Source organism: Brevibacillus brevis (assembly GCF_001039275.2).
In the GTDB taxonomy this organism is placed as follows: Bacteria; Bacillota; Bacilli; order Brevibacillales; family Brevibacillaceae; genus Brevibacillus; species Brevibacillus brevis_C.
This window is the reverse complement of sequence record NZ_CP030117.1, coordinates 1,114,793-1,130,000: the sequence shown is the minus strand read 5'-3', so window position 1 is coordinate 1,130,000 and position 15,208 is coordinate 1,114,793. Positions and strand designations below refer to the sequence as shown.

The following is a 15,208-nucleotide window of genomic DNA, read 5'->3' as shown; positions in this document are numbered from 1 at the left end:
CTTCTATCCACATTTTATAGACGTTGCCATCCTTCGGGTCTTTATACTCCACGTAATGTTGACCTGAAGCTTCATCCATAACCGGCGTCAGTTTGCGCTCGTTGATCCAGTCCTGTGCTTTCGTCATGGAATAAGCTTTGGAGCTAACCTTCACAGTGCCATCAGCCTGCTTGGCTTCTGTCCACAAGCGTGTGTAAAAAGGTACACCCAACAGCAGTTTTTCGTTAGGGACTTCTTCCAAAACTCCTTGCAAGCCTCGCTCCACCCATGGCAACGATGCGACAGATCCCGCTTTTGGACTCGCAGCCCAATGCTCGTCATACGTCATCACCGCAACATAATCGACGACCTCGGCCAAAGCTTTTCGATCCAGGAACATGGACCATTGCTTCGCGTTTGATTTGATCGTCACATCTATGGAAACGGTCAGTCCTTGCTGATGGAGATACGGCGTCAGCTCCCGTACAAACTGAACGAGTTCCTCTTTCTCTTCTAAATACACGTTCTCAAAATCGATGTTGATGCCATCGAGATCGTATAGATGAGCGTAGTACAAGAGTTGGGCAATTAACTTATCTCGCTTGTCATAGCTGCTGAGAACAGACTTGGTCCAGTCAGGATTAAAGCCGTTTGTAACGAGCCCCCAAACCTTGTAGCCCCTTTTATGGGCCCATTTGACGTACGCAGGATCGGCCCTGTTCAACAGATTTCCTTCTGCATCCTTCATTTCAAACCAAGTAGGTGAAACGACATTTACTCCTGGCAATGCACCAATTTTTGAAACATCCGGATTTTTACTGACGACGTGCTCCCATACGAGGTTGATCTTTCCCTCGGGCTTCCAAGCAGCGTGTTGTTGTCCGGTAGCAGTCGTGTGCTCTAGCTGGACTTTGCGCACATCTGTCATTTCAATACTTTTCTCTGAAATGAATCCGCCTACTCCCGAAGCCGTCAAAACGCGATACCAGTTTTCTTTTTTGCCAAGAACGTCAACAACCTCTCCTGACGTCAGCTCTGCTACGATCGGGGTTCGGTGAGAAGAACCGGTACGGACTGCTTGTTTTTCCTCGGCAGCGATTACTTTTGCTTGCTGGATTTCGTAGCCCTCTTTTTCGACGACGAGGACACCCGTGTCTGCTTTTCGCTCAAACGAATAAGGATACAGCTTTTCCAATGGATCCAATGGGACATAGCGTGTGCCGTCCACCTCTTTTACCGGAACGAGTAAATCCACAGGTTTTTTGTTCAGATAGGCGACAACTTCTCCGCTCTCCATCCGAAGCACCTTATCCTTCGTCGTAACGATAACGGAACGTGTAGGCTCATCCCAAAAAATCGCAGGATCAATGTTCTCTTTAATGAAATCAAAGGGCAACAATATTTGCTCTGATTCCAACACATACGTGGACTCTTTTCGCGAGCCTTCGTATACAATCACATTTTTCTCACCATTATACGGCTGCACATGCTCAGTTGAGGCACGGAGCACAAAAAACCAGTAAATGCTGCCGAAGATGGCCAACAAGAGAAAGCTTAACAAAAACAGCGTGCGAAAAGCCCGTCGTTTCCTTCTTCTTGGTCGCTGAACTCTACCCGACTCCCTGCTCATAATCTCCACCTGCTTCCCGGTCCATAAGCCTGTCTTCTGACTTGGGCTGTATGATTTGACTCATTATTTCGATCATAGCGTTGGTTCAATCCATTCACAACCTTTTGTATTCTGGTAATTCACGGACAAGCTCTACCAAGAAAAAGACGTACGAGAAGCCAAAAGGTTACAGATATCGACAAAAAGGGTTATGTCCCCCAAAAGCAAACACCCCCTGCATCACCGGGATTATCCGATTCAAGCAGGAGGTGCTCATCCATCAAATACATTCTTAGTGGGGATTCTTTTGACAGGAATCACAAACGCCATAAACTTCCATACGATGTCCAGTTACTTTGAAGCCGATGTCTTTGGAAGCAGCTACTTCTGCATCCCGCAAATACGGAAAGTGGAAGTCCCTGATCGCACCACAGGAGGAACAGATCGCGTGATAATGATCTTCTTCCACATTGGCATCGAATCGGCTGGACGCATCCCCGTAAGTGAGCTCTGTAACCAATCCAGCATCTTTAAAGACTCGTAGATTGTTATAAATCGTTGCAACGCTCATATTCGGGAATTTGCCTTCAAGGGCTTTATATATTTCGTCAGCCGTCGGGTGGGTCATCGTTTCCAGCAAATAGGTCAAAATTGCATGGCGCTGAGGTGTCATGCGAACCCCTGTATTCTTCAGGATTTCAACAGCTTTCTCCACACGTTGTACCATCTTGTTACACCCCACAGTCTTTCGCAAGACAAAAGAACAAGCTTCTCTAATGTCATTGATTAGAATTACTATAAATAAGTGTACGTCTAGTCGGCGAAAACTGTCAATATCCATTCATTCGATTTGAACAGAAAGAAGTGGAAAATCAAGTTTTTACTTTGCTTTTGCGGGCTTTTTGGTTGCAGGTTTTTTGGCTTTTTTGGCTTCCGCCTGTGCAAACTTACACATGGATTGAAGTGTACAGCTGCCGCACTGTGGATTGCGCGACGAGCATACACGTCTGCCGTGCCAGATTAGCCAATGATGCGCATCCGTCCACTTCTCTTTTGGAATACGCTTCATGAGCTGACGCTCCACTTCATCCACATTGTCGCTATTCGCAAGGCCTAACCGGTTTCCTACGCGGAATACATGCGTATCCACTGCGATCGCAGGAATCCCGAATGCATTGGACAAAACGACATTTGCAGTCTTTCTCCCTACTCCCGGCAATGCTTCGAGCTCGGCATGCGTTTGTGGTACTTCGCTATTGTATTTTTCGTACAAGATTCTACAGGTCTCTAAAATGTTTTTACTCTTATTCTTATACAACCCGAGCCCTTTTATATGCTCTTCCATTTCTTCCTGTGTCAAATGAAGGTAATGCTCCGGCTGGTTTAGCTGCTGGAACATGGGTGCCGTAATCTCATTCACCCGTTTATCTGTACATTGGGCAGAAAGAATGGTCGCAATGAGAAGTTCAAACGGGGTTGTATAATTCAATTCACAGTGCGCATCCGGATAAAGCTGTTGCAAATTATCCAAGATGTCGGCAACAGGTACTTTGCGTTGTGCCATAAATATATCCCCCTTTTCCCTACATTATACCGCCTTGGTCAACATAGCAATCGATAGCACCGCAGGCTGAACCTGTTGTACAATGGGTCTGGAAGTATTTAACGGGAGGAGGTTTTCCATGAAAGTATTCCTGACTGGTGCCACTGGGTTTGTTGGACGGGGTATTCTCGAGCGCTTGCAGGCAGAAGGATATGAAACAGTTTGCCTCACCAGATCTGGTTCAACAGGTAAGCTTCCCAAAAACGAAACCGCCACTCTACATATAACGGAAGCGACTGGCGATCTATTTGATAAAGAATCTTTGATGGGAGGGATGCAAGGCTGCGATGCTGTCATCCACCTCGTCGGAATTATTCGCGAACAACCAGGGAAAGGCATTCTCTTTTCTCGTATCCATGTAGAGGGTACACAAAATGTACTGGAGGCTGCCAAGCAAGCTGGAATCAAGCGCTTTGTCCATATGAGTGCTCTGGGCGCACGCAAAAACGCCACGAGCGCCTATCATCGAACCAAATACGAAGCGGAGCAGCTTGTTCAAGCAAGCGGTATTCCGTACGTCATTTTCCGTCCATCTGTCATTTTTGGTCCCGGGGATGAATTCGTGAATATGCTCGCCGATCTGGTCCGATTACCTGTCACACCAGTCATTGGCGATGGCTCCTACCCTTTGCAACCAGTTGCTCGCAAGACGGTGGCTGATGTATTCGTCCAAGCCTTGAGCAGACCCGAAGCAACCAATCAAACTTACGAAACAGGTGGACCCGAACCACTTTCCTACGGACAAATCTTAGATACGATTGGCGAGGCTCTCGGAAAGCCGAAGGTCAACAAAATTCACATTCCCCTTGCTTTCATGAAGCCTGTGGTAAATATGATGGAGCGATTCCCATTTTTCCCGATTACCAACACGCAGCTCACTATGCTGCTAGAAGGAAACGCATGTAAGGACGGAAAGCTTCTCTACGATACTTTTCACACCGAAAAAATCGACTTTCTCCCGGGAATCACCACTTACCTCCGTACAAAATAAAAGGTTGAAGCCCCCTGCTTGATCCCAGGGGGCTTTTGCCTATTCGTGCAACGTTTTCTCCACTGCACTTGTCTCTTTATTAATATGACGAGCCACAACGAACAGATAATCAGACAATCTGTTAAGGTACTTAACCACGGACGGGTTTACCTGCTCCTGCTGTGCCACATGGACTGCTTTGCGCTCTGCACGTCTGACGACCGTACGCGAAACATGGAAGGCAGCCGCAGCCGGATGTCCGCCAGGCAATATAAAATTGGTGAGCGGAGGCAGCTTTGCATCTAGCATGTCAATTTGCTCTTCCAGAAAAGTAACGTCCTCTTCTGCAATGGGCCAACCTACCTTTTTGCCTTCTGGCGTCGCCAGCTCAGCCCCTACATGGAACAGCTTTGTCTGAATGACATGGAAGACATCCTGCAATTCCTTCCATTCTTCTGTCGCAGGCAACAGAGCCAATGCCAATCCTATCTGTGAGTTGGCTTCATCGCACGTACCGTATGCCTCTACGCGGTCCGCAAACTTAGGCACGCGGACACCTGCAACCAGTGACGTCTCACCTTTATCCCCTGACTTTGTATAAATCTTCATTCCATATCCCCTCCACAGGTTCCGTTTACAAAGCTTCTGCGACCAGAATCAATTCTGAGCTATTTGCATCAAAAGGTGTCTTTGCAAAAGAACCGTATCGTTGTGTGACCTTCAAGCCGTTTAAGCGAAGCAGATGATGGAGCTCCGCGGGGAAAATATAGCGGAGAGTAAATCGGCCTTTTACCCGTTCCGTCACAACGCCCTGTGCATTCGTACGCTCGTAAATGCGTGTCACTTCGGACAGTTGCTGAAAATGGTCATAACGGGTGTAATCCCACATGGCAACCTCTTCCCCCGACGGCAGTGGATAGGTGCCACGCAAGGACATTTTTTCATTTTCCTCGTAAAAATGATGAATCTTGGGCACAAACACGTTCATGATGAACTTCCCGCCTGGAGCCATATGCTTGCGAATGCACGTCAATGCCTTCATTTGCTCTTGAACATGCAACAGATGCAAAAACGACCGAAAAGGAATCATAATCAGCGAAAATGACTCTTGCAGGTCAAAGGAGCGCATATCTCCCTGCAATAGCTTCAAGCCGGATGTTACACCTTGTTCCTCTGCCTTTACCTGAGCCCTTGCCAGCATATCTTGGGATAGGTCAATTCCGGTAACGTCGATGCCAGCCTGCGCCATCGGAATGCTGATTCTTCCGGTGCCGCAAGCGAGATCCAGCACTTTTCCCCCTGCCAGCTTCGCTTGTTCCAGATAGAACTCAACATCACCCGCAACACCGCGTTGAGTAAGGTCATAGTAATCAGCCCATTGATACATATTGCTCATCTGGTCCTCCTATGCTTGCATTTCATCTGATTGAAGGTAGGCCATAACGAGCTTTGCCGTGTTATCGAGCGCTTCTTTATGTGTACGTTCATGGGAGTGGGATGCATCTACTCCCGGTCCGATCAAACCATGGACAACGTCATATCCGGCCCTCAGTGCAGCGCTTGCGTCAGAACCATAGTAGGGATAAATGTCTACTTGGTAGTTCAGACCGTTCGCTTGTGCGAGCTTGGTCAGATGGCTGCGCAATCCGTAGTGGTAAGGTCCTGTGGAATCCTTCGCACAAATGGACACGCAATACTCATCTGTCGTCTGTCCGTCCCCAATCGCGCCCATGTCGACAGCCAGATACTCCACCACGTTGTCAGGAATGCTGGAGTTGCCACCGTAGCCGATTTCTTCATTATTGCTGATAAAAAAGTGCGTGGTGTAAGGCAGCTTCACACCTGATTCACTCAGTTCTTTCAGAACTCCCAGCAGCACAGCTACGCTCGCTTTGTCGTCAATATGACGAGACTTGATAAAGCCGCTATCTGTAACCGTCACGCGCGGATCAAAGGAGACAAAATCTCCGACGGAAATCCCAAGCGCAAGGACTTCCTCTTTGCTGGTGACCTTTTCATCCAGTCGAACTTCCATGTTCGCCTCATTGCGCTCAGCTTTCCCCGCTTCTGAGCTGTAAACATGTACGGAAGCTTTAGTGGACAAAATGGTACCGGTTACAAGACGACCGCTGCTTGTCTCTACAACGCAGTGCTCCCCTTCAATCGCATTGAATGCAAAGCCGCCGATCAAGGTCAGCTTCAAGCGTCCGTTGCTCTTTATTTCTTTTACCATCGCGCCCAGCGTATCGACATGAGCGGTCAAGAGTCTTGCCTTTTCATTACTGGCCCCCGCTACTGTTGCAACGATTGCTCCTTTGTTTGTCCGTTTATATGAAACGCCAAGCTTTTCTAACTCTTGTGCAACCCAGGCCATTACTTTTTCCGTATTGCCAGATGGACTTGGGATGTTCGCCAATTGGCAAAAACTTTGTACAACATATTCCGTAGATACACTCATCTGTATGTTCCTCCATTCACTCATTGCGAAACAAACGTTAGGATTGAAGCTCTTCCTTAATAAATTGAAGCACTTCCTGCACATGCCCTTTTACCTTTACTTTTGGCCATACTTTTGCAATGTTGCCTTCTTTGTCGATGACGAACGTCGTGCGTTCTATGCCCATGTACTCTCTTCCGTACATTTTTTTCAACACCCACACACCATAAGCCTCTGCCACTTGGTGATCCGGGTCTGCCAGAAGTGGAAAAGGCAATTCGTGCTTCGCGATAAACTTGTCATGCGATTTCACAGAGTCTGGACTGATTCCAAGAACAACTGTATTCAGCTCAGCAAAGCCCGAATGGAAGTCACGGAAATCACATGCTTCTGTGGTACATGTCGGTGTTTGGTCCTTCGGATAAAAATATAGCACTACATTTTGACCATGAAATTGGGAAAGTGAGAGGGTCTGATTGTCGCTCGCCTGCAAAGTAAATGCAGGTGCAGCTTGTCCTACTGCCGTCAAACTTTTCCCTCCTCTCGATAATATCCTGTTTTTGCTGGTCCCATTTTACCACAATCTAGTAGTCACTTCATCCGCATACAAGTTGCGCTTTGATTCAGAAAAGGATAGAATTAAAAAAAATAAAATTTGGCCTAGTCAGTTGGATGGTGAATTCGCATGAAAGAGTTTTTTGAAGTAACAGATCCAGAAGCGCTAAAATCGCTTGCTATAGCGGAACGGGTTAAAATTTTGGAACTCTTTGAAGATTTGGAGCCCAGAACGGCCAAACAAATCGCTACAGAACTAGGCGAAAATGCAGCACGGCTACATTACCATGTGAAGGAGCTCGTGCGTGTTGGGCTGCTCGAGCAAGTGGATACCCGGGTAAAAGGCTCTATTGTGGAGAAATATTATGAGCCTGTTGCCAAGGTCATTCAGGTCAAGCTCCAATTGATGATTGAAGAAAACGCTCAACAATTAAGTGATGTCATGTTTACTCCGTTTCGTACTACGGAAAAGGACCTCATGCGAACTCTCAATCGCTTCGTCGCAAGCGACCAAGATGTTAGGAAAGAGTATCAGAATACGTTCGCTTATAATTTGACTGAATTTTATTTGAGTCAAGATGAACGTAATCAATTTGTGGAAGACATCTCTGAGCTGTTGCAAAAGTACAAAGGGTTCAAAAAGGAATCTGGCCGTCGAAAATTCAAGTTTTTCGACACCCTGTTCCCATTGACTCCAGCTGACCCAACAGATGATGCAGATGATCCTTTTGATGATTCGGATGAGTAAGTCACCTAGAAAACCATCAGATACGATGGTTTTCTTTCATTTTCTAATCAAAGGAGGACTCCAATGCGGACGATCTTGTTTGATTTCGACGGCACAGTTGCCGATACCCTCCCCTTGATCTTCACCGCTTTTCGCTCTACCTTTCAGCAGTTTTTACAAGAGCATTATACCGACGAGCAGATTGTAGCTCTCTTTGGCCCCACAGAGACAGGCATTTTGCAAAACAAGCTTCCCTCACATGCCCATGACAACGCCCTCGCTCATTTTTATCGTGTATACACAGACGAACACTCCCGCGTACAAAACCCGGAAAATATCCGAAGCATGCTCGATGAACTTCACGCAGCAGGTATCCAAATGGGAATTGTAACAGGAAAAGGACGCAAAAGCGCTGACATTTCCCTTCGAGAATGGGGATTAGATTCGTATTTTTCCGTCGTGATCACAGGGGATGAGGTTACACAACCAAAGCCTCATCCAGAAGGTATTTTGACCGCTATGAAACAGCTAGGCGCTACGCCTGCGGAAACCATTTTCGTAGGTGACAGTGATGCTGACGTGTTGGCTGGTCGAGCCGCTGGTTTGCGAACAGTCGGTGTGGATTGGCTTTTGGTTACACAAAAGTCGGGAAAATTCGATCCCGAGCCTGACTACCACTTTACGGATGTGCAAGCTTTTACCGATTGGATACTCGGACGCTAGATGAAAAAAGGGTGTGCCCTGCCGCCGAAGCGTGGACACACCCTTTTTTTGATTAATAAGCCCGACCGAACCAGACGCTATGCTGTGACTCTTTGCCGCAGCAAATGCAGGCTTTCTTTTTTACAGGAGGCTCAAACGGGATGTTGCGAGAGGTGAACTTAGTTTCCTCTTTGATCTTCGATTCACAAGCATCATCCCCACACCAGCCAGCTAACACCCATCCACTCGTTTTATTGTCGCTCTCGTTTTTGGCAATATGAGCGGATAGCTGCTCCAGTGTATCAATCCCCAAATGTGAGTTTTCATCACGGAAGGCTAGTGCTTTTTGGAACATATTTTGCTGAATCTCTTCCAACAGTTGAACAACTGTCTGCGCGATACCTTCAAGTGAAACCGTCACCTTCTCCCCTGTATCACGACGAGCCAGAATTACTTGACCATTTTCCACGTCACGCGGTCCGAGCTCCAGACGCAGAGGAACCCCACGCATTTCCCACTCATTGAACTTCCAGCCTGGTGTTTCTTCCCGAAGATCAGCACGGACACGCACTCCTGCGGCCTTAATCTCGTCAAAGAGAGGATCAAACGCCTCCATTACTTTCTCTCGCAGCTTCATCGGACCGACTGGAATCATGATAACCTGTGTCGGAGCCATGCGAGGCGACAACACTAGACCGCGGTCATCGCCATGCACCATGATCATTGAACCAATCAGTCGCGTAGAGGTTCCCCATGATGTGGTGTGAACGTACTTGAACTGATTGTCACGATCCAAAAACTTGATTTCAAAGCCGCGCGCGAATTTATCGCCCAAATAGTGCGAGGTGCCCGCTTGCACTGCTTTGCCATCCTTCATCATCGCTTCAATGGAATACGTGTCAACAGCACCAGCAAAGCGTTCACTCGGTGTTTTTTGTCCCTTCCAAACCGGAATAGCCAGCTCTTGCTCGACGACCTCTCGGTAAATCTCCAGCATTTGCATCGTTTCCTGACGAGCTTCCTCCTCTGTCGCATGTGCCGTGTGGCCTTCCTGCCAGAGAAATTCTGATGTCCGCAAGAACGGCATCGTCCGCTTTTCCCAACGAAAAACGTTTGCCCATTGGTTGATTAATACAGGCAGGTCACGGTAGCTTTGAATCCATTGGCTGTACATATGTCCGATGATCGTCTCGGAGGTTGGACGTAGCGCGAGCTTTTCCTCTAGCGGCTCGCCCCCAGCCTCTGTTACCCAAGGCAACTCTGGATTGAAGCCCTCGATATGCTCTTTTTCTTTTTGAAAGAAGGACTCGGGGATCAGCATCGGGAAATAGGCATTGCGATGCCCTGTCTCCTTGAAGCGCTTATTCATCGCCTCTTGAATTCGCTCCCATAGTTCAAAGCCATCCGGCTTAAACACGATGCAGCCGCGTACCGGTGTGTAGTCCATCAAATCCGCCTTTTTAATGGCATCGATGTACCAACGCGAAAAATCCTCCGATTGCGGTGTAATTTCTTTTACAAACGCTTTGTCCTCTTTCATCCGTCTACGCTCCTTTTTGTTCTTACGTAAAATGCAAAAAATCCCCCATCCCAAAAAGGGACGGAGGATTAACTTCCGCGGTACCACCCTGATTGACTACAGCATACGCCATAGTCCTCTCGATAACCCGATAACGGTGGGCGTCCGGCTTAGCTCTTCACCAGCGGCTTCAGGATGGGGTGCAGGTATCCTTTACGTATCAGCCTTCCAGACCAGGGCCGACTCTCTGTCACGTGGGAATAGCTGCGGGTCCTTTCATAGCCTTGTGACTATCTATTAACTAAACATATTAGCGAGTCACATCGTGCTTGTCAATTGTTGGTACGCGCAGCGATTCTGGAGCCGAGCTTCACGTAGATCGGATACGCAACCACTGAAATCATAACACCTTTGAAGAGATTGAACGGGACGATTCCGTACAGAACCAATGACCAGATACTTGTCGCATTGAACATGGTCAAGAGCTGTTCAAGCGGCATTTGATAAAGCACAGCGTACGCAGGCAACAGCACATAAGCATTGGCCACAGCCATGACAATCGTCATCAAAATCGTACCCAGAGCAAGACCAGTCAGGAAGCCTTTTTTACCTTGACCGAGACGCTGCATGTAGACAGCCGCAAAAATAAAGCTTGATCCTGCTACAACGTTTGCGAGCTCACCGATCAAAAGACCGTCTGTATTTTTAAAGAGCATGTGCAGTGTATTTTTCAGTACCTCGATAATAACGCCAGCTACTGGTCCGTACATGAGTCCCCCGATCAATGCGGGGAGTGTACTGAAGTCGAGCTTTAAAAAGCTTGGCATGAGCGGTACGGGAACCTCGAGATACTGCAAAATGAATGCAACGGCCGCCAGCATGGGAATCGTCACCAGCTTTTGGGTTGCACGTGTGCGCGAAGAATGCAGCGCTGTTTCTTTCATGTTTACCATCTCCTCATTTTTCTACTCCTTCTTGAGGAATGGCAACAGTCGTTGTAAGCTCACACGTCTTGTTACACAAACAGAATAAACCCTGTGGCTATAAGTTCCACAGGGCATTTGCAAGCGTATGACAAAACCGTGCGCAAATAAAAGGTACAAGAAACAAGAGGGCTGGCCTCTACCTTCTCATCCCGTTTGCACAGGCAAACAAGCACGTGTGATAAACGTACTGTCGTCATCCTTCTCCCATCCAGACTGTACTGTCGGCTCTGGAATCACACCAGATCCTGCACTCCGTCGCTACTTACAGCTCGGGAGGCTCGCGGGCTTAACATGCACAAAGCATGATCACCGCCGGTCGGGAATTTCACCCTGCCCCGAAGGAATGTGTAGTTGTATACAGCATATTATACTGTTGTTTTTTGATTTGACAATAGAGGAAACTGCCAAAGCGACACTTCTTGTTTATTTTTCCGATGAGTTTAGTGTGAATAACGAATAAAAAAAGACACTTACTAAATAGAGAGCATTCCATGCTATCATTCGCTTGTACAATAGAATCGGCTCCTCAAGGGTGGTCGCGGCTCATCCCCATTTGAAAGGGGGTGAGGCCTGTGGTAACGAATGAAACACTCGGACTACTTTTCCAGTTTGGGTTGTTCCTGGTCGCTTTAATCGGCTTGGTTGTTACCTTGACCAAAAAGAAAAGACCGCCCTTGAGTTGACAGCTCTGCGGTCTATTTCACAACATAGTATTGAGCCGCACCCCTTTAGGGGGAAGCGCCTATTGTACCGACCGTTCCGGTTGCCGCCGGGACGGTCTTTTTTTACCTTATGCTTTTCGATCTCGTTACATCCAATATTACCACAACGACTTCAGATTATAAATCATCAAGAACCCGCTCCCCGATACTTCGTGACACCCCAGTTCCAAACGAGAAGCCCAATCCCAAAGAAAATAACAGCCACTACTGGCGTCATTGCCGCATATGTGTACCAGACTTCCTTGCGCAAAAAGTATGCCGCCGGATAAACACCTACGAAGGCAAACGGCAGCACGTAGGTGAGCACAAAGCGAATAGCCTTATTGTACACGTCTACCGGATAGCGCCCATATTGCTGGATGTTGTAAATCATCGGGGCAATCCCTGTCCGCGAGTCGGAAAAGAAGCTAACCGCAGCAATCGCGGTATACACGCCACCGTAAATCAGTGCCCCGCTGATCGAGAGCCCGATAAAGATGAACACGTCGTACCAGTAAAACGACAAATCGAGTTGAATGGCAGCATACCCCATAATGATGATCCCGGTTATGACTCCAAAAATGCGGTCTGGCGCAATCGATTCGAGACACACCTGCGCCAGATTGTGAATCGGCCTCGTCAGTATGCGATCCATCTCACCTCGGATAATATACCGTTCGTTGAAGTCCCAAAAACCGAAGAACATCGAGAACAACGCGTATGGAACCAAAAAGAAACCATAGATAAAGATAATCTCGTCACGCGTCCAATCCCCCATCAGCGGAACATGCGTGAACACGACAATAATAAAGATGAGATTGATCAGCTCAGAAACCAGATTGGACACAAAATCCCCGAGAAAATCCGTTCGATAGGCAAGTCTCGTCTTGAAGTACTGGCTCAGGTAGTCGGCAAAAATACTAAAAATATGTTTCATGTTTTGCATGCTCTACTCTACCCTCCTTGCACAACCAGCTTGTTGCGGGCAAGACGCCACATCACCAAGATGGGAACCAGTATGACAAACATCCAGATGACCTGAAAACCGATCAATTCCCAGGAACGTTCCGTTGTAATCGCACCTGTGAAGATCAGGCTCGGATAGTAGTTGACCGCCTGAAATGGAAGATACCCCATTGCCGTTTGCGCCCAGCCCGGGAAAAAGCTGATCGGCAGCACGAGACCAGATAACAGATCCACCACGACTCGCTTGGCTCGCATCATGCCATCGTTTCGGAACAAGAAGAAAGTCAGCAAGCCGGTTACCAGATTAATTTGTGTATTGATCAAAAACGCACACATCAAGCTGATCAAATACAGCCCCCATCCAGTCGCTGTCGCCGGGAAGCTGAACGGAATGATTAGGCTGATAAGGAATATCCCTGGACCCGCGAAAAAGAGAAAGCGAAAGATCCCTTCCCCAAACGCCTGCGCCGTTTTCACGGACAAGTAATTATAAGGGCGTATCATTTCGATCGCGACCTTGCCTTCTCGGACGTCTTGGGCTATTTCTGTATCGATGTTGTTAAAATAAAACGCCCGCGACATCCAAGCAATCGCAACGTAGGAAGTCATTTGTTCCACCGTAAGCCCGCCCAACTGCTGCTGGCCTCCGTAGATCGCTCCCCATAAAAAGTAGTACGCACCGATGTTAATCGCGTAAATAATGATCCCGCTGTAATAGTTCACACGATAGGCAAGCATCGTCAAAAACCTCATGCGGATGAGTTCCATATAAAGCTTACGCATGGCTGGCTACCTCTTGGTCTGAGGAATAAATGTTGCGAACGATATCCTCTGTGCTCGTCTCCTCGATTTTCACGTCACTGACTTCAAAGGATGACATGACTGTCGACAAAACAAAGGGCAGCATTTCCTGACTGCGCGCTACCTTTACACTGAGGGTAAAATCGTTGATTTGCTCGATCTCACAAGGCATCTCTCCCAATGCTTGACGGAGTGCGGCTGCTGAAGTGCGCTTTTTCATTTGGAAGGACACCTCTGTGCCATTGCCCCATTTTTCCTTGAGATCATTCAGCAAGCCATCGAAGATCAGCTTCCCTTTGTCCATGACAAGCACGCGTTTACAGAGGGCTTCGATGTCTGACACATCGTGAGTCGTCAACAAGATTGTCATATTTTCCGTCTCGTTCAGATTGCGGAGAAACTCACGGATTTTTTGCTTAACGAGCACATCGAGTCCAACTGTCGGTTCATCGAGAAACAGCAGGCGCGGCTTATGAATCAACGAAGCAGCCACTTCGCAGCGCATCCGCTGTCCGAGACTCAGCTTGCGCACTGGCTGACTGACGAACGGGGAAATTTCCAGCTCCTCAATCAAACGCTCCAGCCACTTTTCTCCTTCTGCTTCGTCAACCTTATAAACACTTTTCAACAGGCGGAAGGACTCTAGCGGCGATAGGTCCCACCAAAGCTGAGAGCGCTGCCCGAAAACAACTCCGATGGAACGAACGTACTCTTCCCGCTGCTTGAAGGGCACATAGCCGTTAATGACGATTTCGCCGTCGCTCGGGGTCAAGATACCGGTCAGCATCTTGATCGTGGTCGATTTTCCGGCACCATTTTCCCCAATCAGTGCGAACATTTCCCCTTCCTCTACTGTAAAAGAAAGGTCATCCACCGCATTTACCGTCTTGTACTCCCGACTAAACAAATCACGAAACGCACCACCAAGGCCCGGTCTGGCCTGATGGATGCGGAAATCCTTTTGTAAATGATTTACCTGAATCATGCAAAACCGTCCTTTTTTCTTCGCTTAAATACCATTTGTAGTGTATATGAGCCAATCGATTTGTGCAAAAGGCAAACTGCACCAAACTGTTAATGAAGATAAAGGATCATGCCCGTTTTGTCGTCTGACTTTTTAAAGCGGATATAGCGGATGCATTCGGGGTCGTTGTTTTCCAGAGAGATGAGCTCGTCTGTATAACGTTGCAACCCTTTATGTACGATCGGCAGCACCGTCTCTTCCCACTTCGGCTGTGATCCACTTAAAGCTCTCGGCATGAAAAGGCCATCCGTTATGAGAACCAATGCCTTCACGCCAATTCGATTCATGCGTCCATACTCAATAAAATCACGACAGGCAGCATCGCCATTCAACACGCCATAGCCTCCTGGTCCATTCGCCTGATAGCGGTTATGGATCAGGATGTCCATACATCGTTCGTACAGCTCTGTTCGCGTACACAATCCTTCATGAATTCCTTCTTCCCACTTCGCCAAGGCGGCCTGTTCCAAATGGCTGACTTGCGTATGCGTCAGGGGTCGCACAGCGTCATCCTCATAGACGGCAAATATCATGCAATCTCCCAACTGCGCGTACTCGATATGGGCATCTCCTACACGGACGACTGCACAGGCCGCTCCCCACAATGCTTCCTTTTTCTCAAGATCGAT

17 protein-coding genes and 1 riboswitch (1 of these 18 only partly in view) are annotated in these 15,208 nt (G+C 47.8%); of the genes, 4 read left to right on the top strand and 13 right to left on the bottom strand.

Annotation, left to right across the window (positions count from 1 at the left end):
• From AB432_RS05880 to nth, 3 genes are all read right to left on the bottom strand, one after another.
• A protein-coding gene (locus AB432_RS05880; RefSeq protein ID WP_048031454.1) for a glycosyl hydrolase family 18 protein crosses the window boundary here: on the bottom strand, positions 1-1,609 show its 5' portion. The gene continues 125 nt to the left of window position 1, outside the view; only the first 1,609 of its 1,734 coding nucleotides appear in the window; the start codon lies at positions 1,607-1,609; the stop codon falls past the left edge of the window.
• Positions 1,610-1,880: 271 nt separating this feature from the next.
• Positions 1,881-2,315, bottom strand: coding sequence for a peroxide-responsive transcriptional repressor PerR (gene perR / locus AB432_RS05875; protein WP_047073745.1), 435 nt, complete (start codon positions 2,313-2,315; stop codon positions 1,881-1,883).
• Positions 2,316-2,468: 153 nt separating this feature from the next.
• Complete coding sequence (nth, locus tag AB432_RS05870; RefSeq protein ID WP_012684795.1) at positions 2,469-3,152, bottom strand: endonuclease III; 684 nt, start codon at positions 3,150-3,152, stop codon at positions 2,469-2,471.
• Between the two features lie 118 nt (positions 3,153-3,270).
• On the opposite strand from nth, the gene AB432_RS05865 reads away from it, so the two are divergent.
• Positions 3,271-4,182, top strand: coding sequence for a complex I NDUFA9 subunit family protein (locus AB432_RS05865; protein ID WP_048031453.1), 912 nt, complete (start codon positions 3,271-3,273; stop codon positions 4,180-4,182).
• A 39-nt stretch (positions 4,183-4,221) separates the two neighbouring features.
• On the opposite strand, the gene AB432_RS05860 is transcribed toward AB432_RS05865, so the two are convergent.
• The 4 genes from AB432_RS05860 to bcp are packed head-to-tail and all read right to left on the bottom strand — an operon-like array spanning position 4,222 to position 7,127.
• Positions 4,222-4,770 (bottom strand): cob(I)yrinic acid a,c-diamide adenosyltransferase, encoded by a 549-nt coding sequence (locus AB432_RS05860; RefSeq protein WP_007728750.1) that lies wholly within the window; start codon positions 4,768-4,770, stop codon positions 4,222-4,224.
• A 25-nt stretch (positions 4,771-4,795) separates the two neighbouring features.
• Positions 4,796-5,557, bottom strand: coding sequence for a class I SAM-dependent methyltransferase (locus AB432_RS05855; RefSeq protein ID WP_048031452.1), 762 nt, complete (start codon positions 5,555-5,557; stop codon positions 4,796-4,798).
• A gap of 9 nt (positions 5,558-5,566) precedes the next feature.
• Positions 5,567-6,619, bottom strand: coding sequence for a M42 family metallopeptidase (locus AB432_RS05850; RefSeq protein ID WP_048031451.1), 1,053 nt, complete (start codon positions 6,617-6,619; stop codon positions 5,567-5,569).
• Between the two features lie 37 nt (positions 6,620-6,656).
• Entirely contained in the window at positions 6,657-7,127 is a 471-nt protein-coding gene (gene bcp, locus AB432_RS05845) for a thioredoxin-dependent thiol peroxidase (RefSeq protein ID WP_048031450.1), read from the bottom strand.
• A 156-nt stretch (positions 7,128-7,283) separates the two neighbouring features.
• On the opposite strand from bcp, the gene AB432_RS05840 reads away from it, so the two are divergent.
• Both AB432_RS05840 and AB432_RS05835 read left to right on the top strand, forming a co-directional pair.
• Positions 7,284-7,901 carry a winged helix-turn-helix domain-containing protein gene (locus AB432_RS05840; RefSeq protein ID WP_048031449.1) on the top strand — a complete coding sequence of 206 codons (618 nt, stop codon included), beginning with the start codon at positions 7,284-7,286 and terminating at the stop codon, positions 7,899-7,901.
• A 63-nt stretch (positions 7,902-7,964) separates the two neighbouring features.
• Positions 7,965-8,603 (top strand): HAD family hydrolase, encoded by a 639-nt coding sequence (locus AB432_RS05835; RefSeq protein ID WP_048031448.1) that lies wholly within the window; start codon positions 7,965-7,967, stop codon positions 8,601-8,603.
• 52 nt (positions 8,604-8,655) lie between these two features.
• Here the strand turns inward: AB432_RS05835 and proS are convergent, their stop codons facing one another.
• Together proS and AB432_RS05825 are read right to left on the bottom strand one after the other, a co-directional pair.
• Entirely contained in the window at positions 8,656-10,122 is a 1,467-nt protein-coding gene (proS, locus tag AB432_RS05830; protein WP_048031447.1) for a proline--tRNA ligase, read from the bottom strand.
• Between the two features lie 311 nt (positions 10,123-10,433).
• A complete protein-coding gene (locus AB432_RS05825) occupies positions 10,434-11,045 on the bottom strand; it encodes an ECF transporter S component (protein ID WP_048031446.1) in 612 nt (203 codons plus the stop codon).
• Between the two features lie 234 nt (positions 11,046-11,279).
• A riboswitch (FMN riboswitch) is annotated at positions 11,280-11,434 on the bottom strand.
• A 225-nt stretch (positions 11,435-11,659) separates the two neighbouring features.
• Between AB432_RS05825 and AB432_RS30970 the strand changes: the two genes are divergently transcribed.
• On the top strand, positions 11,660-11,770 hold the full coding sequence (locus tag AB432_RS30970; RefSeq protein ID WP_235617626.1) for a putative holin-like toxin: 111 nt from the start codon (positions 11,660-11,662) through the stop codon (positions 11,768-11,770).
• Positions 11,771-11,936: 166 nt separating this feature from the next.
• On the opposite strand, the gene AB432_RS05820 is transcribed toward AB432_RS30970, so the two are convergent.
• From AB432_RS05820 to AB432_RS30965, 4 genes are all read right to left on the bottom strand, one after another.
• Positions 11,937-12,734: an ABC transporter permease gene (locus AB432_RS05820; RefSeq protein ID WP_048031445.1), complete on the bottom strand. Its 798-nt coding sequence runs from the start codon at positions 12,732-12,734 to the stop codon at positions 11,937-11,939.
• Between the two features lie 8 nt (positions 12,735-12,742).
• Positions 12,743-13,537, bottom strand: coding sequence for an ABC transporter permease (locus AB432_RS05815; protein WP_048031444.1), 795 nt, complete (start codon positions 13,535-13,537; stop codon positions 12,743-12,745).
• Complete coding sequence (locus AB432_RS05810) at positions 13,530-14,540, bottom strand: ABC transporter ATP-binding protein (protein ID WP_048031443.1); 1,011 nt, start codon at positions 14,538-14,540, stop codon at positions 13,530-13,532. The genes AB432_RS05815 and AB432_RS05810 overlap by 8 nt, the downstream gene beginning before the upstream one ends.
• Before the next feature lie 89 nt (positions 14,541-14,629).
• On the bottom strand, positions 14,630-15,184 hold the full coding sequence (locus tag AB432_RS30965; RefSeq protein ID WP_268811847.1) for a protein phosphatase 2C domain-containing protein: 555 nt from the start codon (positions 15,182-15,184) through the stop codon (positions 14,630-14,632).
• Positions 15,185-15,208: the final 24 nt, after the last annotated feature.